General features: G+C 70.9%; 19 protein-coding genes. 10 read left to right on the forward strand and 9 right to left on the reverse strand.

Annotated elements, in window-relative coordinates:
- The first annotated feature begins 79 nt into the window (after positions 1–79).
- From L324_RS30910 to L324_RS30925, 4 genes are read left to right on the forward strand one after another with little or no spacing between them, the layout of a single operon-like run.
- Positions 80–2,242: a fibronectin type III domain-containing protein gene (locus L324_RS30910; RefSeq protein ID WP_037317001.1), complete on the forward strand. Its 2,163-nt coding sequence runs from the start codon at positions 80–82 to the stop codon at positions 2,240–2,242.
- Entirely contained in the window at positions 2,239–3,192 is a 954-nt protein-coding gene (locus tag L324_RS30915; RefSeq protein ID WP_037317004.1) for an AAA family ATPase, read from the forward strand. Before L324_RS30910 ends, L324_RS30915 begins: the two co-directional genes overlap by 4 nt.
- A gap of 2 nt (positions 3,193–3,194) precedes the next feature.
- On the forward strand, positions 3,195–4,322 hold the full coding sequence (locus L324_RS30920; RefSeq protein WP_037317007.1) for a DUF58 domain-containing protein: 1,128 nt from the start codon (positions 3,195–3,197) through the stop codon (positions 4,320–4,322).
- Positions 4,319–6,481: a transglutaminase TgpA family protein gene (locus L324_RS30925; protein ID WP_037317010.1), complete on the forward strand. Its 2,163-nt coding sequence runs from the start codon at positions 4,319–4,321 to the stop codon at positions 6,479–6,481. Before L324_RS30920 ends, L324_RS30925 begins: the two co-directional genes overlap by 4 nt.
- A gap of 67 nt (positions 6,482–6,548) precedes the next feature.
- Here the strand turns inward: L324_RS30925 and L324_RS30930 are convergent, their stop codons facing one another.
- Positions 6,549–7,973 carry a serine/threonine protein kinase gene (locus tag L324_RS30930; protein WP_037317013.1) on the reverse strand — a complete coding sequence of 475 codons (1,425 nt, stop codon included), beginning with the start codon at positions 7,971–7,973 and terminating at the stop codon, positions 6,549–6,551.
- Between the two features lie 102 nt (positions 7,974–8,075).
- Here L324_RS30930 and eccD point away from each other — a divergent pair, with 102 nt between their 5' ends.
- Positions 8,076–9,458, forward strand: coding sequence for a type VII secretion integral membrane protein EccD (eccD, locus tag L324_RS30935; RefSeq protein WP_037317016.1), 1,383 nt, complete (start codon positions 8,076–8,078; stop codon positions 9,456–9,458).
- Between the two features lie 4 nt (positions 9,459–9,462).
- Positions 9,463–10,896 carry a type VII secretion protein EccB gene (gene eccB, locus L324_RS30940; protein ID WP_037317019.1) on the forward strand — a complete coding sequence of 478 codons (1,434 nt, stop codon included), beginning with the start codon at positions 9,463–9,465 and terminating at the stop codon, positions 10,894–10,896.
- 83 nt (positions 10,897–10,979) lie between these two features.
- Here the strand turns inward: eccB and L324_RS30945 are convergent, their stop codons facing one another.
- From L324_RS30945 to L324_RS30965, 5 genes are read right to left on the reverse strand one after another with little or no spacing between them, the layout of a single operon-like run.
- Positions 10,980–12,119 (reverse strand): hypothetical protein, encoded by a 1,140-nt coding sequence (locus L324_RS30945; protein WP_037317022.1) that lies wholly within the window; start codon positions 12,117–12,119, stop codon positions 10,980–10,982.
- A 10-nt stretch (positions 12,120–12,129) separates the two neighbouring features.
- The gene (locus L324_RS30950) at positions 12,130–12,546 is read right to left on the reverse strand and encodes a hypothetical protein (RefSeq protein WP_037317024.1); all 417 of its coding nucleotides are present in this window, start codon (positions 12,544–12,546) and stop codon (positions 12,130–12,132) included.
- A gap of 10 nt (positions 12,547–12,556) precedes the next feature.
- Complete coding sequence (locus L324_RS30955) at positions 12,557–13,924, reverse strand: hypothetical protein (RefSeq protein WP_037317027.1); 1,368 nt, start codon at positions 13,922–13,924, stop codon at positions 12,557–12,559.
- 9 nt (positions 13,925–13,933) lie between these two features.
- Positions 13,934–14,314 carry a hypothetical protein gene (locus L324_RS30960; protein WP_037317030.1) on the reverse strand — a complete coding sequence of 127 codons (381 nt, stop codon included), beginning with the start codon at positions 14,312–14,314 and terminating at the stop codon, positions 13,934–13,936.
- Positions 14,304–18,290 (reverse strand): type VII secretion protein EccC, encoded by a 3,987-nt coding sequence (locus L324_RS30965; protein WP_037317033.1) that lies wholly within the window; start codon positions 18,288–18,290, stop codon positions 14,304–14,306. The genes L324_RS30960 and L324_RS30965 overlap by 11 nt, the downstream gene beginning before the upstream one ends.
- A 134-nt stretch (positions 18,291–18,424) precedes the next feature.
- On the opposite strand from L324_RS30965, the gene L324_RS30970 reads away from it, so the two are divergent.
- Together L324_RS30970 and L324_RS30975 are read left to right on the forward strand one after the other, a co-directional pair.
- Positions 18,425–18,727, forward strand: a complete 303-nt coding sequence (locus L324_RS30970) for a WXG100 family type VII secretion target (protein WP_161780898.1) — start codon at positions 18,425–18,427, stop codon at positions 18,725–18,727.
- A 26-nt stretch (positions 18,728–18,753) separates the two neighbouring features.
- Positions 18,754–19,047 carry a hypothetical protein gene (locus tag L324_RS30975; RefSeq protein WP_037317039.1) on the forward strand — a complete coding sequence of 98 codons (294 nt, stop codon included), beginning with the start codon at positions 18,754–18,756 and terminating at the stop codon, positions 19,045–19,047.
- Between the two features lie 90 nt (positions 19,048–19,137).
- Here L324_RS30975 and mycP read toward each other — a convergent pair whose 3' ends face one another.
- Genes mycP through L324_RS30990 form a run of 3 tightly spaced genes read right to left on the reverse strand, consistent with a single transcriptional unit; the run spans position 19,138 to position 21,729 of the window.
- Positions 19,138–20,421 (reverse strand): type VII secretion-associated serine protease mycosin, encoded by a 1,284-nt coding sequence (gene mycP, locus L324_RS30980; RefSeq protein WP_081736526.1) that lies wholly within the window; start codon positions 20,419–20,421, stop codon positions 19,138–19,140.
- 4 nt (positions 20,422–20,425) lie between these two features.
- Positions 20,426–21,400: a DUF6177 family protein gene (locus tag L324_RS30985; protein ID WP_037317044.1), complete on the reverse strand. Its 975-nt coding sequence runs from the start codon at positions 21,398–21,400 to the stop codon at positions 20,426–20,428.
- Positions 21,385–21,729, reverse strand: a complete 345-nt coding sequence (locus L324_RS30990; RefSeq protein WP_037317047.1) for a hypothetical protein — start codon at positions 21,727–21,729, stop codon at positions 21,385–21,387. Before L324_RS30990 ends, L324_RS30985 begins: the two co-directional genes overlap by 16 nt.
- 137 nt (positions 21,730–21,866) lie before the next feature.
- Here L324_RS30990 and L324_RS30995 point away from each other — a divergent pair, with 137 nt between their 5' ends.
- Positions 21,867–22,232 carry a YbaB/EbfC family nucleoid-associated protein gene (locus L324_RS30995; RefSeq protein WP_037317050.1) on the forward strand — a complete coding sequence of 122 codons (366 nt, stop codon included), beginning with the start codon at positions 21,867–21,869 and terminating at the stop codon, positions 22,230–22,232.
- Entirely contained in the window at positions 22,229–22,552 is a 324-nt protein-coding gene (locus tag L324_RS31000) for a hypothetical protein (protein ID WP_037317053.1), read from the forward strand. The genes L324_RS30995 and L324_RS31000 overlap by 4 nt, the downstream gene beginning before the upstream one ends.
- Positions 22,553–22,555: the final 3 nt, after the last annotated feature.

Consider the following 22,555-nt stretch of genomic DNA (forward strand, 5'->3'; position numbering starts at 1 on the left):
AGGTTTCGATGACACGAGGCGGCAGGCCCCGGACAGGCGGTTTCATCGAAATTTCATGGTCACTCTCTAGCTTGAGCGCGTGAACACCGAGGAGCAGGGCACGACGCGGTTCAGCGTGATGGCGCGGACCAGGGCTGCCGTGGCGCTGGTGGTCGCGGGCTGCCTGGCACTGGTCGGCTTGGCCGTGACCGGGCAGGCGTCGACCCCGGACGGGCTGGAGTTCGTCCAGGTCGGGCACTGGGTCTACAACGACGCCGCCCAGTCGGCGTTCCACGTCGACGGTTCGACCAACCGCGTCGACGCGCGCGCGAACGTGCCCGGCGCCGAACCCGGTAGCCAGGTCGTGCAGGGGGACGATTCGGGCTACGTGGTCGAGCGCAACCGCGTCACGGAGTTCGACAAGGCGACCTTGAGCGTGGAGGAGTCCACTCCGGCGCCCGCGCCGGAAACCCCGTTCGTGATGGAGGTCGCGGGCGGTCCCTACCTGGTCTACCGCAACGCGGGCCAGATCGTGCGCCTCGGTGATCCGGCCGCGACGGTGCCCGCAGGGGGGCCACTGTCGCGACCGGTCGCGACCGCCGACGGCACCGTGTGGTCGCACCGCGTCGACAACGGCGCCCTCTGCGAGCTGCCCAAGGGCGCCGCGGTCCTCACCTGCGTCGCGAACCTCCCGCCGGGACACGGCGGAGGGCTCACCCTGGTCGGCGACCGGCCGGTCGTCCTCGACACCACCGGCGACAGCCTGCACCGGGTCGGCCTGGACGGGCTCGGCGACGGCCTCCCGCTCGGTATCAAGCTCTCGCCGTCGGCACAGGTGGCCAACAGCGCTGTCGGGGACCGGCTGGCCATCGCCGACCCGGAACGCAACCAGCTGCACCTCATCGACATCGGCGGCCTCGACCAGGACCGCCCGTCCGCGAAACCGATCTCGGTCGAGTTGAGCAAGGGCAGCCGGTTCAACGGCCCGGTCTCGTCGTCGAACGTCGTGGCCATGGTCGACGAAACCCGCCAGGAGGTGCTGACCTACGACGGCTCCGGCACGCTCAAGTCCACCACGAAGGTGCCCGGTCAGGGGGCGGCGCCGAGGCTGGCCAAGGGTGAGGACAACCGGATCTACGTCGACAGCTCCGACGGTTCGCATGTGCTGGTGGTCAACGGCGAGGACGGCAAGGTGCTCGACGTCGACGTCGACAAGGCGGCCAACAGCCAGACCGCCGGCGCGCCCGCGGAACCGCAGTCGCAGCCCGGCAACGAAGCCCCGCCGCAGCAACCGCAACAGCCCCAGCAACCGCAGCAACCGCAACACCAGCAGCAGCAGCCACCTCCCACCAAGAAACCCGTGCCCCCGGTGGCGAAGGCGACCCCGCCCGGCGCGCCCAGGAACGTGGGCGCGACCGCGGGCGACGGTTCGATCAAGGTCTCGTGGAACCCGGCCGCCGACAACGGCGCGCGGGTCACCGGCTACCGGCTGACCTGGTCGGGCGGATCCCTGCGGGTCGGCGGATCGGCGCGCGGCGCCACCGTTTCCGGCCTCAGCAACGGAACCCCGTACGTGATCACCGTGGTCGCGGAGAACTCGGCGGGCATCGGAGCGGGCGCCAGCGCCAAGGCCGTCGTCCCGGGACCGGCGTCCCGGCCGGCCGCGGCACCGGCGGTCACCGCGAAAGCGGGCGCGGGCGGCAAGGTTTCGGTGAGCTGGACCCAGCCCGATCTCCGAGGTGGCACGCTGGTGCACTACCTGGTGGGTATGACGGGCCAGGGCGAGCGCAGGCTTTCGGCCACGGCGACGGAATTCACCGGGATCACCGGCACCGCGACCGTCACTGTCCGCGCGGTCACGAAGTTCGGTTCGGGGCCCGCGCTCACCGGGGCCGCGGGCAGCAGGAAGGTCAGCGTCCCGGTGGCTTCGGGGCCGCCGAAGATCACCATCACCCAGGTGCGGGGCAAGAACAACACGCTGTTCGTCTCCGTGAACGCCGACGGGAAGGGCCTCCCCGCGACGTGCACGGCGGAATTCTTCGGCACGAACAAGCCGGCGGCCTGTTCGGGGGCCACGACCCTGGTCATCCCGGAGGTGGGCTGGGTCGGTGCGATCACGATCGATGCCACCATCAAAACGGACGCGGGCACCGCCACGGACACCTGGCGAGGTGTGCCGACGATCAACGGCGGCGCGTTGTTCTGGCTCGGCCCGCTCGCGTTGGTCGGCTTGCGCCGACGAAAGGACAAGGAAGTTCTGTGACACTCACCCCCAGGGTCGCCTACGAGCAGATCGCCGAGAACGTGCAATCGGTGGTGCGCGGCAAACCCGAGGTCGTCCGGCTCACCGTGGCGGCGCTGTTCGCCGAGGGACACCTGCTGATGGAGGACGTGCCGGGCGTCGGCAAGACGACGATCGCGCGCTGCCTCGCCGCCAGTATCGGCGGCCGGTGGAGCCGGATCCAGTTCACGCCCGACCTGCTGCCCGGTGACATCACCGGCGTGATGGTCTACCACCAGAACTCCGAGCGGTTCCAGTTCCACCCCGGCGGGATCTTCGCCAACGTGGTGCTGGCGGACGAGATCAACCGGGGGACGCCGAAGACGCAGGCCGCGCTGCTGGAGGTGATGGCCGAACGCCGGGTCACCGTCGATTCGGTCGGCCAGGCGGTGCCGCGGCCGTTCCTCGTGGTGGCCACGCAGAACCCGATCGAACTCGAGGGCACCTACAGGCTTCCCGAAGCCCAGCTGGACCGGTTCCTCATGCGCATTTCCGTCGGCTACCCGGATCTGGAATCCGAGATGCGGGTCGTGATGGGGGACTGCGCCGGGGTGACCCCGGATGAACTGAAGCCGGTGCTGAGCATCGACGACGTCCAGCGGGTGATCGACGAGGTCCGGAAGTCCCATCTGGCACCGGAGATCGTCAACTACGCGGTCCGCCTCGCCGCGGCGAGCCGCGCGCATCCGGACGTCCGCTACGGCGCGAGCCCGCGCGGCAGCATCGCGCTGATCCGGGCGGCACAGGCGCTCGGCGCCACCTACGGCCGCGATTTCGTCACCCCGGACGACGTCAAGGACGTCGCGCATCCGGTACTCGACCACCGTCTCGTGCTGACCCCCGACGCGGAACTCAACCAGCGGCGGACCGCCGACATCGTCGACGAACTCCTGGGCGCGACGGCCGCTCCCATGGCCGCGATGGGGAGGTAGGCGTGCGGCTCACCCGCCGCGGCGTGCTCGTCCTCGCCTTCGCCGCCGGGTTCTACGCCCTCGGCGAGCTGGCCGGGTACACGTTTTTCCGTGCCTTCGCCGGGATCGCGGCGGGCGCGGTACTGATCGCCTTGGCCACCACCAGGTTCCGGCCGAAGGTGGAGATCGGCCGGACCGTCCAGCCGGACCGCGTCGAACGCGGGAAACCCGCGCTGGCTTCGCTCGTCGTACGCAACACCGGTGCGCGAAGGCACGGCGGATTCTCGGCGGGGGACGGGATCGGGACCGAAACGCATCGCCTGCGCGTCCGCCCGCTCGCCCCCGGCACGGAGGCGACGTACCACTACGAACTGCCGACGACGGCCCGCGGGAAACTGCGGGTCGGTCCGCTGGTGGTGCACCGGCCGGATCTGTTCGACCTCGCACGCGGTGACCAGACCATCGGCGGCACGGCGTGGTTGTGGGTTCACCCGCGCCGGCACGCGGTGCGCCCGGCTCAGGCCGGTCATCCGCGGCACCACCACGAAGGCCCGATCACCGATCCGCCGTTGCGTGGTTCGGCCGATCTGCGCGCGGTCCGCGAGTACGTGATCGGCGACGAGGTCCGGCATCTGCACTGGAAGGCGACCGCCCGGACCGGACGGCTCATGGTGCGCGAATACGCGGATCCCGCCCAGCCGCGGTTCACCGCCGTACTCGACACGCGCCGCGCGTCGATGAGCCCCGCGGTGTTCGAGGAAGCCGTCGAGGTGGCGGCCTCGTTGTGCTACGCGTCGGCGTCGGCCGGGCAGCACTGCCGCCTGATCACCGCGACGGGCTCGGACACCTTGACCGACAGCGGGGTGCGCGCGGCCAGGACGCTGCTGGACGAACTCGCGCTCGTCACCCAGGACGCGGCCGACGGCGCGCCGCTGCTGCCCTCGGTCCTCGCCGCCGGTGAACGGCCCGGCGGGGTACTGGTCGTGATCACCGGACCGGACGCCGACCTCGGCCACGCCGCCCGGTGGCGGCCGGACACGGTGGTCCGGCTCGGTGACCTCAGGCCGTCGGCGGGGTCCGGTGGCGTGATCATCGCGGTCGACGCCGCCGGTGCCGCCGCCCAGTGGAACTCCCTGGCGGGGACCGCGTGAGCGCCCGGTTCGACCGGATCGCGGTCGCCGGGCTCCTCGGCGCCACCGGGGTCGCCGGGTTGCTGTTCGCCCCGGTGTTCGGCTGGAAGTCGTTGCTCGTCCCGGTCCTCGTGGTCGTCCTCATCGGCTACGGGTGCGTCGAACTGACCGCGAAGTTCCCGAAACTGGCTCCCTCTCGGCCTTTGCTCGTGGCACTGCTCGGCATCCTCGGCTTGATCGAGACCGTGCTGAACTCGACCACCCTCGCCTTCCTGCCCACCGGGGAGTCGGTGCGCGCGGTGGCCCGCGGCTTCACCGAAGGCTGGCAACTCACGCTCCAGTCCACCTGGCCCGCCCGGCCGGTTCCGGAGCAGCTGCTGTTCGTCCCGCTGTCGGTGTTGCTCGCCGTCGTGCTCGGGCTGGAACTGGTCCTGCGGCTGAAGAAACCGCTCGTGGCGCTGGTGCCGAGCCTGCTCGTCGCCGGGCTCGCCCAGGCGTATCAGGCGTTGACGGGTATCACCGCGGTGGCGGCGGCACTGGGGTACGCGCTGCCCGCCGGGCTGCTGCTGTGGACGGGCCGTCGCACCTCGCCGGTGAGCCGGGCCCCGGGCGGGCCGCGGTTCTCCTGGCGGATGAAGGGATCGGCGGTGTGGCCCGCACTGTCCACTGTGGTCGCACTCGTGGCCGGAGCCGTCGCGTTCGCCGCATTCGATCCGGCGGGCCGCGCTCCACTGACCCTCAAGGACGCTCATGCCGCGCCGCCGCCGCGGAGCAGGCTGGGCAATCCACTGGACGAGATCGCCCAGCGGCTCGGCCGCCCGGACGACGAGGTGTTCCGCTACCGCAGCGACACCCCCGTCGATCAATGGCGGCTGATCGTGCTGAACGGCTTCGACGGGGCGAACTGGCTGGCCGATTCCCGGCTCCGGCGGCTCGGCGCGGGCCTTGACGGCGCCCCGGACGGTGCGGCGGGCGCCGCCGAGCTGCGCGTGCGCGGACTCGCCGGACCGTGGCTGCCGAGCCATGCGGACCTCACCGGCGTCGACGGCCTGACCCCGCTGGTGGACCAGTCCGCGGGCACCCTGATGATGGATTCGCCGTCGTCCGGCCCCGAGCGGGCCTACCGGCTCAGCTGGTCCTCGCCCGAGGTCGATCTCGGCGCCGGGGAGGTCGACGCCCGCGCGCCGGGCGGCCTCGGCGGTCTCGGCACGGTGCCCCCGGAGGTCGAGCAGGTGGCCAAGGACGCCGTGCGCGGTCTGCGCCCGACGTTCCAGTCCGCGTTGCAGCTGGAACGCTTCCTCAGCAAGAACTATCAGGTCGCGGTGGACAAGGAGGACCTGCCGACCGGGCACGGCTGGCCGCAGCTGCGGCATTTCCTGCTGGAGAGCAAGCGGGGGACGAGCGAACAGTTCGCCGCCGCGTACGTGGTCTTGGCGCGGATGAGCGGTATCCCGGCCCGGCTGGTGGTCGGATTCCGCGGTTCGGCCGAAACCGACGGCGGGATGAAGGTCGTCCGCAACCGCGATGTGCTGGCGTGGCCCGAAGTCGCGGTCGCCGGGGCGGGCTGGGTCGCGCTCGACCCGACAGCCACCGCGGGCAGGTCGGGACAGGAACAGGGCGGTCCCGGCAAGGCGGTCGCGCGGGCGAGGGCCCAGCTGCCCGCCGAGCAGGAACTGCGGCCGCCGCAGCTGCCGCCGGGTACCCCGCCGGACGCCCCCGAGGACCAGAGCGCCGACGCGGGCGCGGACTGGTGGTGGCCGGCGCTCGGCGCGGCGATCGTCCTTTTCGGACTCGCGTGGCTCTTCGGGGTCCCGGTGGCGAAGGTCGTCCGTACCAGAAGGCGCCGTCGCCGGTCCGGTGCCGAAGGGGTGCTCGGTGCCTGGGACGAGATCCGGGACCGGTTGCGCGCGCACGGCGTGCCGTTCCGGATCGGTATGACTCCACGCGATCTCGCCGAGTCGGCGGGTTCCCTTGCCGGAGAAGGGATCCGGGAGCCGGTCGCCAGGCTGGCCAAGGTGCTGGACGTGACGTTGTGGTCCGGGGTCCCGGTGGGCGACGGCGCCGTCCGGCGGGCCTGGCAGGAGGTCGGCGAGGTGCGCAAGGGGCTCGCCACCAGACCGTTCGCGGCTCGGGTGCTGGCGGCACTCGAGCCGCGGACCCTGCTGCCGTTCAAGGAGTGACGCGAAAGCCTCGTGAGTGGTAATGACGGTTAGAACCGTCATTACCACTCACGAGGGGTGACGGCGGCTACGGGGTGCAGCGCGCGCCGCGGATCGGGACCGGGTCGGTCGTGTAGACGTGACGGCCGTCGGTCGCCCTGAGCTGGAAGCAGTACCGGCGCGCCGGGTCGACCGGGATCTCCAGTGCGCGCTGGCGGTGGGCGACGAGCTGTTTCGGTTCGAGCCGCTCGCCGGCCATGATCACGACGAAGTCCAGTTCGCCTTCCGCGGTCCAGGTCAGCTGAACGTGGTCGCTCTGATCCTGCGGAGGGGCGAGCGCCAGCTTGACGTCCGGCGCCGGAGCGGAGGCCGGTGACGGCGGCGGGACCGAGGCCGCCACCGGGACGGCCTGCCCGCCGATCTCCGCCGGGCCGAGGACCAGCGGAACCACGGCCAGCCCGGCGAGGAGCACCCCGGCGCCCGTCAACGCGATGGGCCGCCAGGGAATCCCGCGGTCCCGCTTGAGGGGACCGCTGAACTCGCGGATCAGCGTGCGGCCGCCCGACGGCGGCGCCTGCACCACCTGCACGGGCTGGGCCTGCGGGACCGGCGACGGCGCAGCGGCGGGCCGGGAAACCTCGGCGAAGTCGTCGAATTCGACGTCCACTTCCTCTTCTTCGCCTGGCAGGTCAGGGGATTCGCCGGTGACGACCTCGCCGCCCGGCCGGCGCAGTTTCGTGAACAGCCGGGCCAGCGAGGCCACGTCCTGCGGCCGGTCGGCCGGATCCTTGGCCAGCAACCGGAGGATCGTGCCGGCGAGTTCCCTCGGGACACTCGTGTCCTGGATCGGCGCCACCGGTTCCCGCAGTACCTGGAGGATCCGCTCGCCGGGCTGTTGCCCGGTGTGCCGGGGAAAGGGCGGTGTGCCGGTCAGCGCGGCGTAGAGCACCGCGCCGAGTCCATAAAGGTCGGACGCGGCGGAAAGCGTGTCGTCGCGCAGGGTTTCCGGCGCGGTGTACTCGACCGCGTACATCGGGTCGCGCGGGAACCGGCGTCGCAGCGCCACCCCGAAGTCGGCGAGCACGAATTCGCCGGACGCGCGGTACAGCACGTTGTGCGGGCTCACGCCACCGTGCAGAACGTCTGCCCCGTGCGCCGCGGCGAGCGCCGACGCGACCGCGGCGCCGAGGGCGAGCACGTCGGGAACTCCCAGCCGGGCACCGGAATCCAGCAGTCCGGCGAGGGAACCCGGGCACAGTTCACGGCGGAGACCCCACCGGCCGTCGGGGTAGGCCATGACGTCGTCGATCTGCAGGACGGACCGGGTCGCCCGCACGGCGGCCAGCGCCTTGCGCTCGCGTTCGAGCCACGCCGAGGTCTCGCGATCGACGGAGGACGGGAACATCTTCACCGCGAAGTCGTTGCCCGTAGCGGGATCCCGGCCCGCGTAGACGGTGGCGACGGGGCCCTGGGCGAGCAGTCCCGGTGCGCCGGCGGTGGTCTCGATGCTCATGGGTCCATTGTCGCGCAAGAAAGCCGGTTTCGGCGTACTTTCCCGGCGGCAGGTTCCTGCCGAACCGGCCCGGCGGCCCGGCCGGTGGCAGACCCTTTTCCCATGCAGACTGCCGGCCTGGTCAGGGTCACCATCACCACTCCGCACCGGCGCATCGACATGGCGCTGCCGGAACACGCTTCCGTCGCCGAAATCCTCCCCGGCCTGCTCGCACGGGCGGGCGAGGGGATGGCGGACGCTCGCGTCGCCGGCGGCGGTTGGCAGTTGCGCCGCGCCGACGGGACCGCCTTCGATCTGGACCGGACGCTGGGCGCGCACCGGGTCCGGGACGGCGAGATCCTCCATCTGACACCGCGCCGCGCCGAATGGCCGGAGCCCGAGTACGACGACCTCGTGGACGCGATCGCCACCGGGTCCGGCCGCACCGGCAAGGCATGGGGGCCGCGGCATACGCGGCAGGCCGGGCTCGCGGTCGGCGCGGTGGCGATGGCCTTCGGCCTCATAGCCGTGCTGCGCGCCGGACCGCCCTGGACGTCGCCGGCGTCGTGGGCCCTCGCGGTCTCCGCGCTGTTGCTGGCCGCGGGCGTGCTGCTCGCGCGGGCACTCCGGGACGCCGGGGCCGGTGCCGTCCTCGCCGCCGTCGCGCTCCCGTTCGCCTTCACCGGCGGCGGTCTGCTGCTGGCGGGCGACGATCCGCTCGGCGCGCTGTCCGCCGGTCATCTGCTGCTGGCGAGCGCCGCCTTGCTGCTCGCGGCCGTGGTCGGCCATCTCGGCGTCACCGCCGCGCCGGAACTGTTCGCGGGAGCGGCCACCGTCGGCCTGCTCGGCGTGCTCGGCGGCTGGCTGGCCACGTTCGACGACCTGGCGGGCTATCGGTCGGCGGCCGTGATCGGGGGCGGCGTCCTCGTGCTTTCGACCACGTTCGCGCCGCTGGCGCTGCGGCTCGGCCGGGTGCCGATGCCGGTGCTGCCGCGTTCGACCGCGGATCTCGTCCGCGACGATCCCCAGCCACCGCTCGACCTCGTGCACGCCGCCGTGGCCAGAGCGGACGCGCTGCTCACCGGGATGCTGGGCGGTGCGGCGCTCGTCGTCATGTACTGCCAGCTGCAGCTGATCCGGAGCGACAGCGAGGCCGCGGTCGCGCTCGTCGCCCTGCTCGCGGCCGGTTTCGGGCTACGGGCGCGGTTGTACCCGATCCTGCGGCAACGGCTGCTGGTGCTGGTGACCGGGATCTTCGGGGCGGGCTGCCTGCTGGCGGGTCCGCTCATGGCGGACCGCTCGCTGCTGCTCGTCCTGGCCGGGCCGCTGTCGCTGGCGGTGGCCGCGATCGTGGTCGCCTCCGGTGTCGTGCTGAGCACCCGCGCCGCGAACCCGTACCTCGGCCGGATCGCCGAGTATCTCGAAATCCTGGTGATGATCGCCATCGTGCCGGTGGCGTGTTCGGTGCTCGGCCTGTACGGCTACGTGCGCGGACTGGGGGGCTGAAACCATGGCGTCCAAAAGGGACCAACTGCAGGCATACCAGTTCCTGGTGCAGCGCGCGATCTCCGCGCTCGTCACCAGGGAGACCGATCCGGAGCAGCCGCCGTTCCGCCGTCCGTCCGGCGCCGCGTTCGCCAGTGTCGCGCTGGCGATCGTGGCGCTGGCGTGCGTCGGGGTGTACGGGATGATCGTGCCGGGCGGGAACAACGCGTGGCGCAAGGACTCCGCGGTGATCGTGGAAAAGGAGACCGGCACCAGATACGTCTACCTGGACGGCAGACTGCACCCCGTCGCGAACTACGCGTCGGCGCTACTGTTGCTCGGCGACCACCGCACGACGGAACGGGTTTCGCGCGACTCGCTCACCGGAGTCCCGCGCGGGCCCCGGATCGGCATCGCCGACGCGCCGGACGCCTTGCCCGGCACCGAGAAACTGCTCACCGGCTCGTGGTCGCTCTGCTCCGCACCCGCCAGCGACCTCGCGGGCAGCCGGATCGAGGAATCGGTCCTGCTGGCGGGCGCTTCGCCGTCCGGCGGTGCGGAGCTGGGGGATCAGGCGCTCCTCGTGGAATCGACGTCGACCGGCGACCGGTTCCTGGTGTGGCGCGGGCACCGGCACAAGATCAACGACTACGGCGCCGTCGGCACCGGCCTCGCGCTCACCGCCGAACCGTGGGCGAGGGTCGGCCGGGCGTGGCTCGACGTGCTGCCGGAAGGCACGCCGATCGGGCCGCTGCCGGTCGCGGCGGCCGGGGAGGTGTCCACCGCGGTGCCGGGCCGGAGCGACATCCGGAACGGGATGCTGTTGATGGTGCAGACCTCCGGCGGCGGCGAACAGCACTACCTCGCCGAACGGGACGCCCTGCGGCCGATCACCGAACTGCAGTACGACGTCCAGCGCGCGAGCGCCCAGATGCTCGCCGCCTATCCCGGTGCCGAGCCGAAAACCGTGCCGCTGCCGCCTTCGCTGGCCACCATGTCCCGGCAACTGGACCCGGTCCAGGCCGAAGCGGGCGCGGCCCCCGCCGCCCGTCCCGGGATCGCGCGCCTGCGCGACCAGGACACCACCGTGTGCGCCACCTTCGGCGACGGCTCCGCGGCCCCTTCGCTGACCGTCGATCCCGCGCTGCCGCCCGCCGACCCGATGTCGACCACCGCGCGCCGGACCGCCACCGGCACGCCGCTCGCGGATCGCGTCCACGTGCCCCCGGGCAGCGCGATCGTCGTCGAGGCGATGCCTTCGCCTTCGGCACCCGCCGGGACGCTCACCGTGGTGACCGACATGGGGCGCCGCTATCCGCTGGCTTCGCCGGACGTGCTGAAGATGCTCGGCTACCCGTCGGCGCGTCCCGTCCGGCTGCCCGCCGGTCTGGTGGCGCGGCTGCCCGAGGGCCCGAGCCTGGACCCCGCCGCCGCCCGTCGCCAGACCCTGGGCGGCTGAAGGGAACTTTCCCCGCGTCTCACGCGGTGAAGGGCGCTTTCCCCGCATCTGATGCGGGGAAAGCGCCCTTCAGCTACTTCAGCTCAGCGACGCCCGTGCGGCAGCGTGAACCCGCCGTCCTGCGTGCCGTTGGCGGCCCGGCCGCGCAACTTCGCCGGAACCCCGTCGCTCTTGCCGGAGGAGGCCCGCCGGGCGGAGCCGTTCCGTCCCGTCGGCTGGTCCCGGGACGACGGGCGAAGCGTGCTCGCCGTGTTCTGCCCACCGGCGTGCGGCGGCGACATCGGCGACATCGGGCCGGTCGCCGCCTTCGTGCCGGATGTCGTCGCGGCCCCCGGCTGGATTTCGGAAGCCAGGCTGGGGGCCTTCTTCGTCCCGACCGGCTTGGCCGCCACCGGGAGCCCGGTCAGCCCGCCCGCCACGCCGATACCGCCGAGCAGTCCCGTCGGCACCGGCGGTGCCCCCGAACCTCCCGGCAGCCCGCCGAGGGCGGGGACCGCGCCCGCCGTCGGCAGCGGTGCGAGACCGGCCAGCGAGACACCGGAAGATCCGTCATAGCCGGGAATGTCCGGCAGTTCGACGTCCGGGAGGGTGCCGCCGCTCCCGCCGCCGACACCGGCCGATTCGGCCAGCCCCTGCACCTCCGAAAGCGCGTTCATCCCCGCCTCGGCCGCCTTGATGAAGTCGGCGGGAGAGTTCCCCTCCGCGGCGGGCCGTGGCATCTCGGGCATCATGTGATCGGGCTGCTGGATCCCGGACGCCGAAACGACCTTGAGCATCGACATGTCGAACTGCGCGCCGAGCGCGGTCATCCGCGCGCCCGACGCCTGCTGGATGAGCGGAGCTGCCCACGCGGTGAACGGATTGGACAACGCCGCCACGTACTTCCCGTGCAGCACCGCCACTTCCTGCATGGTCTCCTGGATCCCGCTCGCGAGCGTCGTCAGGGTTTCGGCGGGCTGGGCCAGATCGATGCGCTCACCCCAGAACCGGAGTTCGGCGAGCGAGCGCTGCGCCTTCTCTTCGTGGGCGCGGCCGGCGTCGTCCTTCCAGGTCGGCGACAGCTCGTTCACCCGCGTGTGCAATTCGGTCGTGGCGTTTTCGATCCAGGCGCGGGATTCGGTCCACATACGCGCCGCGTCGGTGAGGACGGCGATGTTGGCCTGTTCGGCGGTGATCATCGCCAGATGTGCCTCGATCGGCAGCAGATTGTAGGGAACAGCCATGATCAGCTCCTCAGACCAGGCTCTGCGGGGCGTCGCCCGCAGGCCGGTCGGCCGGTTCTTCGGTGGTGGACGGTTGCTGCTGCCCGGAACCGGCCGTCTTCTTCACCAGGTCGATGCCCTGCTTGAGCACCTTGGTGGCGGACGTGGCCAGTTCGAGGGCGCTGGTGACATCCGCCGCGCTGTAGGTGAGCGCGGCGGTTTTGACCTTCGTCGAGTCGGTGACCATCTCTTCGGTCATCTTCGTCATGAACGCGGCCATACTCGCGGTGGCGGCCTTGTCGAGCACCGACATCGCGATACCTTCGAAGAGACCGGCCAGATTCACCGGCGTCCCCAGCCGGGCGAGTGACGGCGGCATCTCCGGGGCGGTGAGCTTGCTCGAATAGGCGCTCATCGACTCGGTATCCGCGTTGATTTGATCGGGCATCTACCCCTCCTCACTGTCCGGCGCGGTAGCGCGGACCACTGTCTTCCTGGTCGACCTGCCACAGCTCTTCGTCGAGCAGCTGCACCGTGTCGTTCTCCTGGTCCCAGCGCCGGGGCGCGGGAGCCGGTTCGGTGGCACGGTGGACGGGACGGCCGCGTCCGGACCGGCCCAGTAGCGAAACACCCGGCGTCGTACCGGGTTTGCGGTCACGGGATCGTCCGGTGGCGGCGTGTTCGGCGGCGCCGGGTTTGATCCCGCCGCCGGTCTTCGCTCCGCCGTGCTGTGGTTGCTGTTGTGCCGGCGGCATCGTGCCCGGGCTGCCGGAGGCGCTCGCGCCGCTGGAACCCGTGGTGGACAACGAAGTCACGGGCGGGAAGGCGGTGCTGCCGATGCCTCCGGGTGAAGAAGGGCCGATCGGCGCGGCCGGAGAGCCCGGCCCACCACCCACACCGGCGGGACCACCGACGGGGCCCACTCCACCTCCGGCCAGACTCGGCAGGCCCGAAGCACCGTCGCCGATCCGCGCGAGCTGCTCCGCTGATGCCGGCGAGCGCGAGAGCGGGTCGCCCGGGCCGAGTGGATCGACCGGGTCGAGCGGCAACGGGCTCGGCGAGCTGGTTCCGCCGCCCAAGAGTTGTTGTGCCGACTGCATCGCCTGACTCAGCGCGTCCAAAGCACCAGGCGCGGCTTCAAGGGCGTCCTTGAGCGGATCCGTCGCCTCGGGCGCTTCTTCGGCCGGCGTGGGCTCTTGCGGTTGCGGATCGGTGGGCGACGGTGCGGCATTGGGAGAAGCCGAGGTGGGACCAGCGTTCGAGGCGGGACCGGGGTTCGTTGCCGGTCCCTGCTGACCCTGCCGGGACGTGGCGGCCCGCGGGCCCGACCAGTCCACACCGACGGCGCCCCTCATGCCCAGCGCCGCGGCCTCGTAGAGCGGAGCGAGCTTGGTGATCTCCCCGGCGATCTTCCCCTCGATATCCTGCCGCTGCTTGCCTTTCTCCTCGTCGGACAGTCCGTTGTAGTGGAGGACCAGCCGCTCCGCGGCGCGCTGGGCCCCCCACAACCCGCTGTCCAGTGCGCTGATGGTGTCGAACACGTTCGACGTGGTGACATGCTTGCCGACGGTGATCCTTGAGCTCGGGTCCGTCCAGGAACTCATGGTGGCGAGGTCCGTGTTCACCCTCTGGAGGAACCGCTGTCCGGCCGCGTCCGGCCAGCGGTCCTGCGTGACGAGCTGATTCGCCTGCTGGCGAAGGAGCTTCGCCTGCTCGCCGATCCAGGTTCGTGCCTCTCGCCACAGCCACGCGGTGCTCGCCAGTTTGGGGATGTGGCCCTGCACCTCTGCGTAGATCTGCTGGTACATCTCTTCGATGGAAGCCATGGGATCGCCTCAGCGCCGTCCGGCACGCGGGTCGAGCAGCCGGGGATCGATCGAGGGAAGGTCGTCCTTGGGCCGCGTGACGAAAGCGGTCAAGATCTCCTGCCTGCCCGCCTCGTCGGCGCGGAGATAGTTCGTGGCCGTCTGCTGGACGAAGGAGGCGTAAGCCGCGAATCCCTGCTCGACCATCGTGATGAAGGTCTGGACCTTGGGAATGGTTTCGTTCTCGGCGTGCGTGAGATGCATGCAGAGGTCGTCCAGTCCACCCGCGCACGGTGTCGATTCTTCGATCCGGGCAATGGGGCTGACCGGGGTCGCCTCGATACTGGCCATGATCCGCGACGCGAATTCACGCATCGCGTCCGTGTCGCCGCTGATCCGGTCACCGCTCATCGTCATTCCTCCGGTCGTTCTCGGTCATCGGGGGTAGCCAGGCGAGCTGCACGAGATCCTTTTGGCCGCGGCGGTCCACCAGCCAGCCGCGTCCCGGCGGCAGGACCTGCGCTCGCATTCCGCCCAGCAGCGGGCCTTCGTCACGGTCGCCGGACATCATCAGGCCGGGCGTGCCGACTTCCCTGAGCCTGCCGAGGAAAGGCTCGAACAGCCCGCGGCCCGCGCCACCGGTGCGGCGGGCCAGCACCACGTGCAGGCCGATGTCGGAACCCTGCGCGATCAGGGGCAGCAACACCATGAGCGGATGTTCCTTGTGCGTGGCGACCATGTCGTAGTCGTCGACGAGGATGAAGATCTCCGGCCCCTGCCACCAGTTCCGCTTCCGCAGTTGCTCGGGGGTGACGTCCTGGCCGGGAAGCCGTTTCCTCAGCGCCGCGGCGGTCTCCGCGAGCATCCGGCCGCTTCGCTCGTCGTCGGTGCCGTAGCCGAGAAGGTGTTCCTCGCCCACTTCACCGAGCAGGCTCCGGCGGTGGTCGACCAGGATGACGCGGGCTTCGTCGGGCCGGTAGGCCTTCTGGATCCGCTTGGCGAGCACCCGGAGGAACGCGGTCTTCCCGCTCTGGGTGTCCGCCAGGACGAAGAAGTGCGGGTCGGTGGCGAAGTCGAGCCGCATCGGCGAAAGATCGCGTTCGTGGATCCCGACCGCGAGTCCCGGCTCTTCGCCCTCCGCGCCGTCGGAGGCGGGAAGTTCGTCGTAGGAAAGGATTCCAGGCAGCAACCGGACCGAAGGCGCGGGCTCGCCGGGCCAAGCCGACTTCACCGCTTCGACGAGGGCACCGATGCCGTCGGCGAGGTTGTCCGCCTCGGTGACGCCGTCGATCCGGGGCAGCGCGACCAGCATCTGATGCCCGCTCATGGCGATTCCGTGCCCTGGCGCGTCGGCGGGGACGCTCATCGCGGCGCGCCGGTCGATCACGGAGTCGATGGGGTCGCCGATCTTCAGTTCCAGCCTGCTGGCGAACAGATCCCGGACGTTCATCCGCAGATCGAACGAACGCGAGCAGGCTGCCACGACGTGCACGCCGTAGGAGAGACCGCGCGCGGCGATGTCACCGACCGTCTCCTCGAGTTCGGCGAAGTCGTTGCGCAGGGTCTGCCAGCCGTCGATGACGAGGAAGACGTCACCGTGCCGTTCCGCCGGGAACCGGTTCTCGGCCCGCAGCCTGCGATAGGTGGCGATGCCGTCGATCTGGTGCTCGGCGAACATCCGTTCCCGCTGGGCCAGGATCGTCGCCACCTCGGCGACCGTCCGCCGGACGGCGCCGGTGTCGAGCCTGCCCGAAACACCGGCGACATGCGGCAGGCCGGCGATCGACGTGAGTGTCCCGCCACCGAAGTCGAGGCAGTAGAACTGGACTTCCCTGGGCGTGTGCGTGAGCGCGAGGCTGGTGATCAGCGTGCGCAGGACCGTGCTCTTCCCGGTCTGGGGCGCCCCCAGCACCAGGACGTGCCCCGCCGCGCCGGTCAGGTCCAGCATCAGCGGGTCCCGTCGCTGTTCGAACGGCCGGTCCACGATCCCCAGCACCGGCCGCAGGGAAGCGTTCGCCCCGGCGGTGAGCCCGCGCACGGGATCCACGACCAGCGACGGCAGCAGGGCGTCGAGCGTCGGCGACTCCGACAGCGGTGGCAACCACACCTGATGGGCCGGGGTGCCCTTCCCGGCCAGCCGGTCGACCAGGATGTCCAGCAAGGTCTCGCCGACGGCGTCGTCGTCCGGTTCGGTGGTCTCCTCCGGCTCGGCGTCGAACTCCTCGGCGACGTAGGCGGTGGTGTACTCCCGCAGCACCAGGCGTTCCCCCGGCGTGGCGGTCACCCCGCCGCCGACGGCACGCTGGTACACGCCGGACACGTAGGCGGAGCGGAACCGGTCCATCTGCTCGGTCCCGACCTTGAGGTAGCCGTGCCCGGGGGCACGCGGCAGCTTGAAGGCGTCGGTGACCCCGAGTACCGTCCGGCTCTCCATCTCGGAGAACGTGCGGAGCCCGATCCGGTAGGACAGATGGGTTTCCAGGCCGCGCAGCCTGCCTTCTTCCAGCCGCTGCGAGGCCAGCAGCAGATGCACGCCAAGGGAGCGCCCCAGCCGTCCTATCTGGACGAACATGTCGATGAAATCAGGCTTGGCGGACAGCAGTTCGGAGAACTCGTCGCAGATCACCAGCAGCGTCGGCACCTCGGGCAGCGGGGCTCCCGCCGTCCGTGCCTTCTCGTACTCGCGCATGGACGTGAAGTCGCCCGCCGCCCGCAGCAGCTCCTGACGGCGGATCAGTTCGCCGTTGATCGCGTCGGTCATCCGGTCGACGAGATGCAGTTCGTCGGCGAGGTTGGTGATCACCGCGCTGGTGTGCGGCAAGGCGTCCAGCCGGGTGAAGGTGGCGCCGCCCTTGAAGTCGACCAGTGCGAAGTTCAGCGAACTCGGCGGATGTGTGACGGCCAGCGCGAGGACGAGGGTGCGCAACAGTTCCGATTTGCCGGAACCGGTGGCCCCGATCAGCAGACCGTGCGGTCCCATGCCGTCCTGTGCCGGTTCCTTGAGGTCGAGTTCGATCGGCGCGCCGTCGGCCTGGACGCCGAACTGCACGCGGAGCCGGTCCCGATTCGGCCTCGGCTCCCAGGTGTCGGCCGGATCGAATTCGTACGGGTCACCCAGTTCCAGCAGTTCGGCGAGACCGAGTTCGGTGCTCATCGGTGCCTCGCCCCGCAAGCCCGCGGTCAGTCGCAACGGCGCCAGCTGCCTGGCGAGCCCTTCGGCGGCGACGGCTCCTAACCAGTCCGCCTTGCCCAGCGGTGCTTCGCCGTCGATCGTCTCGCTGAGCAGAGCGCCGGCTTCGTCGACGGCGAGGACGACGGTGGTCCGGTCCAGCGCCCTCGGTGGCATCGTGGTCAGGTCGACGACGGTCACCCCTTCGACGCCGCCCCCGGTCATGAGGTGGGAGGACCCGGCGACCGCGCCGCCGTCCAGCACGACCACCAGATGCGGTCCGGGCAACCGGACGTCCGATTCGGGATCGAACCGGGGCCGCTTGGCCAGTTCCTCCTCCAGCATCGACTCCAAGGCCGGGATACTCGGCGCCACCAGGCGAAGCGGGCCGAGGGCGTCCGAACGTGCGGGGTGCAGCGCGTGCGGCAGCCACTTGGTCCACTCCCAGACCGCACGGCGCTCCTCGTCGGTGCAGATCGCGATCCGCAGGTCGTCGGGGGAATGCAGGGTGGCCAGCTGACTCAGCGTCGCGCGCAGCATGCCGAGGGCGGCGTTCCGGTCGCCACGGAGGTAAACCCGGCTGAAACCGTTGATCGCGATCGCGATCGGTAGTCCGTCCACAGTGGAATACACGGTGATGAAGCGGCGCAGCGCCAGCGCGGACAGCGGCTCGAGTTCTTCGAGCGGTTTGGTGTCGGGCGTGACCAAGGTGGTGCCCGGACTCTGCGCGCTCAGCCCGATGCGGGCGACCCCGAAGTCGGGGTCCTCCTTGCGGCGCTCCCACAGCCGGTAGCTGCCCGCCAGAGACCACAGCGAAGCCGGATCAGGGTGGAGGTACTCCATCGCCTCGCGCTGCTTGCGGATCGAACGCCGCAGGCGCAACCGATGCTGGGCGAGATGCCGCAGGTACTTCCGGCGGGCGTGGCCCATCTCCCGTTTGCTCGGGCCACCGCCCTGCAGGAACCCCATCACGACCATGCCGAGCATGCCGACGCCCATGATCCCGTAGATGGCGAACCGCATCGACCCCGCCATGCTGCCGGAGTACATCAGCAGCATCCCGGCCGTCATCGCCACCATCGGCAGCACCGTCAGCACCTGGGCCCACTGCCGCGCGGGCGGGGGCGGGATCTCCGGCGGCGGCTGAAGGATCAGCTCACCGGACGGCATCTCGGGGCCCGGCCTGCGGATGGGGCGCTTCACCACGACTGTCGACACGCCATCGATCGTCGGCCACCACGGCGATCCCGTGGCCGGGCTGGCAGGAAGCTGCCGACCACCGGAAAGCGCCGTGCCCGCTCACTAACTTGGCGGAGGTAAGGGATCACCTATGTCGTGGAATGGAGGAAGACATGAGCTACGACCAGATCTACGGCGCGACGCCGGAGATGGCTTCGTTCGGCCTGAAGACCAGGTCCATCGGCGAGGACATCAACGCCCAGGTGCAGTCGAGCCTCAGCAGCATCCAGGGGTTGAGCTCCGGCTGGAACGGTCAGGCGAACAAGGCGTTCGAGGGGGTCGAGATCAACAGGCAGGGAAGCTGGACCACGAACACCCAGAACATCGACACCATGGCCGACGGGATCACGCAGGCGGCCGTCCGCTACTCCGACGTGGACGACCAGGGGACCACCGTCATTTCTCAGGTCATCTAGCCAGTACTGGTTGAAGGGGAAGACAAATGTCCGACGGACTTATCTCGGCCAGGTTCAGCGACCTCCACTCGATCGCCGGTGGCCTGCAGAGCGCCATGAGCCAGCACGAACAGTCGCTGGACGACCAGCGGCACGAGGCGCTGCGCTCGCAGGACTTCTGGGGCGGCCAGAACAACGAAGAGATGTACGCCGCCGTGATGCAGGACCGCAAGATCGCCGACGAGGACATCCAGCGTGGCCAGAATCAGGGCAGGGCCACGAGCACGACGGCGGACGGGTACCAGGACTGCGTCACGCAGTGCAGCGCCTTGTTCAGCTGACGGATCGCGGGTACGACGAATCCCCGGAGCCTCGCGCTCCGGGGATTCGTCGCGTCCGGGACCGTGGATCCGCCCGCGGTGCGCCGGTGCTCAATGCTCCGAGATCAGGAAGACCTGTTCCGGCGGTTCGACCACGGTGGGCCGATCCGGCACGGTGGCGGCGCGGATGGGTCGCCAGCGACGACGTCGTCCACGAGGCGCGATCACCGCGATCAGCGCGGCCAGCACGACTCCGGTCGCCGCGGCGACCGTGAGCCACGTCGCGATCGCCGCCGTCCGCTCGTCACGGGCCTCCCGGTCGAGCCGCGCCTGATCCGGCGGCGACGGGACGAAGGCGGGCAGGGCCGCGGGTTTCTGCGGATCGAGCCCGTCGGTCACCGCCCGGTACGGGTCGACCAGTCCGGCCCCGTAAGCGGGACTGCCCTGGCCACCGCGCGCCGGGGCCGCCGTCGCCACCAGCCGCTGCGCGACTTCGGCGGCGCTGAGGCCGGGCCAGGCCGACCGCACCAGTGCCGCGGTACCGGTGACGAACGGGGCGGCGAAACTCGTGCCGTCGACATAGGCGTGGCCCGCCACCCTCGTCGCGGTCAGTACCTTGGCGCCGGGCGCGACGAGATCGACATACCGGCCCACCTGGGAACCCTGGATCCGTGCGCCGTCGATGTCCACCGCGCCCACCGCGAGCACTCCGGGGTAGGAAGCCGGATACGACGGCAGCTCGGTGGTCGTGTCCCGTTGTGCGTTGCCCGCCGCGGCCACCACCAGGACATCCCTCGCGACCGCGTAGGCGACGGCGTCGCGGATGACGGCGAAGTCTTCGTGTCCCGCCAGCGAAAGGTTCAGGACCCTGGCGCCCTGGTCCGCGGCGTACCGGATCCCGTTGGCCACGACCTGGGGATCGATCCGCAGTGCCTCGCCCTGGTCGCCGACGTCGCGATCGCTGATCCGCACCGGCAGGATCCGCGCATCCGGCGCGACTCCGTGGAATCCGATGCCCGCCACCGGGTCCGCGGCCACGATGGCGGCCACACCGGTGCCGTGGGACACGCAGTCGAAGGCGCCGGGATAGCTGCCGGCGAGATAGAAGTCCCGGCCTGGAAGGACTTTCCCCGGTCGCTGGAGTTGCGGATGATCCGCGTCGACCCCGGAGTCGACCACGGCGACGAGCACCCCGCCGCCCCGGCTGTGCGGCCACGCACGGCGCGGGTCGAGGGCCTGTTGCGCCCAGGGTTGTGCGGGTACGGCGGAGCGCGCCGGTTCCGGCGTATGACAGGCACCCGCCGGAGGTGCGGCCTGAGCTGGGGGTGCGATTCCGAAGAACTGAGCCGTCACGGCGAGCACCGCGGTCAGCACGGCCACCTGGTTTCGTTTCACTGGTTCAGCTCCCGGCGGGCTTGCCGTAGTGATGAAGGATGTCGGTGAGTTGTTCGAACGGTGCCGAGGTGCCGCCGTCGAACCGGCACCAGAGGGCTTTGCGGGAGCCGGCGCCCAGGAGTTTCACGCGCGCGGCCGGGGTCCGGTGCGCGTGCGCCACGCCGAAGGCGGAGACCAGCTCGTGTCCGAAAAGGACTCCGTAGGGCAGCGCGGGCGGCGCGGGGGTCGAGGTACGCACGCCGTGGACGCGCCCGGGATGCGCGGCGACGACCAGGCGTGTCACCGTGCCCGCGCACTCGGCGGCCAGGTCTTCGATCCGGCGGGTGTCCACCGAACCCGCCGCCGGACCGCTGAGCCTGAGTTCCTCGACGACGTCTTCGTCCACTTGGGACACTTGTAACCGCCCCGTCACGCCTTCTCCGACGACGATCACTGAGGCCGCCCGAGTCGCCCGCGGAAGGCAATGGGCGGAGACGTCCGAAGCCGACCAGGGTTCGGTGACCGGTTCCGCGACACCCCAGCCGAGCGGCCCGGAACCGGTGAGCGTCCGCATCGCGATCTCAGTACTCCTGCCGAGCCGGAGTGGTTCCCCGGCCAGGTACGACGTCGTGATCCGGACTTCGAGGTCCCCGCTGCCCGGTGAGTACTTTCGCGGGGTGGGGATCGTCGCGCCTTGGCTTGGAACGAAGCGGGCGTCTTTCCAGATCAGGGGAAGGCCCAGGAAGCCGTCGCGATAGTCACCGAAGTCGTCGCGCACGACCCAGCCGGCCCGCGCGTCGGCGAGCAAGGATTCCAGCGGGTAGGTCAGGCCGCCGCGCGAGTGGGTGACGAGTTGCAGCACGCGTCCGCTGTCGACGGCGGTCCTGGCCGCGTCGACCAGCCAGGTGGAGGCGGGAACCACGTCGCGGAACTGTTCGACGACGAGTGCTTCGGAGGTCGCGCGGTCGGCGGCGGGATGCGCGCTCATCGGCTCGCCCATGTCGTTCCGCCGGTCGCGGCGACCAAGGCGGCGGTGAACTCCCGAGCCACGCTTTCCGCTTCGGTGGCGCCGTCCGGGGCGCGCCCTTCGACCCACCACACCGGTGGCGGCACCTCGACGCCGAGCAGCCGCCGTACTTCGCCGGGCACTCGCACCAGCCGCCCGCTCTCGATGGCCAGCAGCACCCGGCCCTCGGGATGCCGTAGCAGGAAGAGCAAGCGGTCTTCGTCCACCTCCACATCGGACAGCGGGCTCGCGGTCCGGATCGCCGAGACCAGGGTGCCGGCATCGGGTTCCCGGTGGCACAGGCCGACCACGTCGAAGGTCATCGGGGCGGCTCCTTTCTCCATGTCACATGGTCGTGCGCCGAGCGGCGCGACGAGTCCCCGTGACAGCAACAGGTCACGGCGCCCCGAGCAGCCCCTGGCGACGACAGGCTGGCGGGGACGCGAACAGGGGAGGTGCCATGGATTCGCCGTTCCAACTGGACATGCGGGCGGAGTACGGGCGGATGGCCGAGGACATCCGGTCCACCCAAGCGCGGATGGCCCGGATCCGCGCCACCGCCGAATCCGACGACGGGCTGATCGGCGTGACCGTCGGCGGGGCGGGTGAGCTCATCGAACTGTGGCTGGACCCGCGGATCTACCGGGCGCCCGATTCGGCCGCGCTGGCGCGGGACATCACCGAAACCTTCCGCCGCGCCGTCGAACGGTCCCAGGAGGAGGTCATGGAGATAGTCGCGGGTTTCCTGCCAGCCGACGCGACCCCCGGGACGACCGATCTGCGGTTCGATCCGCTGTTGCACGAACTCGACCGGAGGGGCCGATGACCGGCGATCAGGGCGGGACCGGGAAAATCGACATGTCCCCCGAAGAAACGACGGGACAGCTGAACAGGCTGCGCGCCGCGGGTGACGCCCTCGAACCGGCCTGGCTGCTGCAGCGCGGCAAGATCGACGCCCCCGAGCGGATCGGCGGCGGCCCGCTGGGGCGCGCGTTCACCGCTCTCTACTCGGCACCGAAGACCGCGGTGACCGGTGCCATGGACCAGATCCCCGGGATCTACCGGCAACTGGCGGACAACGGCGGCCAGGCGGTGCAGGCGTACCAGTCGACCGACGGTGCCGCCGCCGGCCAGTACAACCGGTGAAGC

The organism is Amycolatopsis orientalis DSM 40040 = KCTC 9412 (genome assembly GCF_000478275.1).
Lineage (GTDB): Bacteria > Actinomycetota > Actinomycetes > Mycobacteriales > Pseudonocardiaceae > Amycolatopsis > Amycolatopsis orientalis.

Coding starts and splice junctions, on each gene's coding strand:
- eccB (WP_037317019.1), top strand. CDS start 9,463: ATGGCGTCCAAAAGGGACCAACTGCAGGCATACCAGTTCCTGGTGCAG.
- L324_RS30995 (WP_037317050.1), top strand. CDS start 21,867: ATGGATTCGCCGTTCCAACTGGACATGCGGGCGGAGTACGGGCGGATG.
- L324_RS30960 (WP_037317030.1), bottom strand. CDS start 14,314: ATGAGCGGTGACCGGATCAGCGGCGACACGGACGCGATGCGTGAATTC.
- eccD (WP_037317016.1), top strand. CDS start 8,076: ATGCAGACTGCCGGCCTGGTCAGGGTCACCATCACCACTCCGCACCGG.
- L324_RS30970 (WP_161780898.1), top strand. CDS start 18,425: ATGAGCTACGACCAGATCTACGGCGCGACGCCGGAGATGGCTTCGTTC.
- L324_RS31000 (WP_037317053.1), top strand. CDS start 22,229: ATGACCGGCGATCAGGGCGGGACCGGGAAAATCGACATGTCCCCCGAA.
- L324_RS30985 (WP_037317044.1), bottom strand. CDS start 21,400: ATGGGCGAGCCGATGAGCGCGCATCCCGCCGCCGACCGCGCGACCTCC.
- L324_RS30950 (WP_037317024.1), bottom strand. CDS start 12,546: ATGCCCGATCAAATCAACGCGGATACCGAGTCGATGAGCGCCTATTCG.
- L324_RS30945 (WP_037317022.1), bottom strand. CDS start 12,119: ATGGCTGTTCCCTACAATCTGCTGCCGATCGAGGCACATCTGGCGATG.
- L324_RS30975 (WP_037317039.1), top strand. CDS start 18,754: ATGTCCGACGGACTTATCTCGGCCAGGTTCAGCGACCTCCACTCGATC.
- L324_RS30930 (WP_037317013.1), bottom strand. CDS start 7,973: ATGAGCATCGAGACCACCGCCGGCGCACCGGGACTGCTCGCCCAGGGC.
- L324_RS30990 (WP_037317047.1), bottom strand. CDS start 21,729: ATGACCTTCGACGTGGTCGGCCTGTGCCACCGGGAACCCGATGCCGGC.
- L324_RS30955 (WP_037317027.1), bottom strand. CDS start 13,924: ATGGCTTCCATCGAAGAGATGTACCAGCAGATCTACGCAGAGGTGCAG.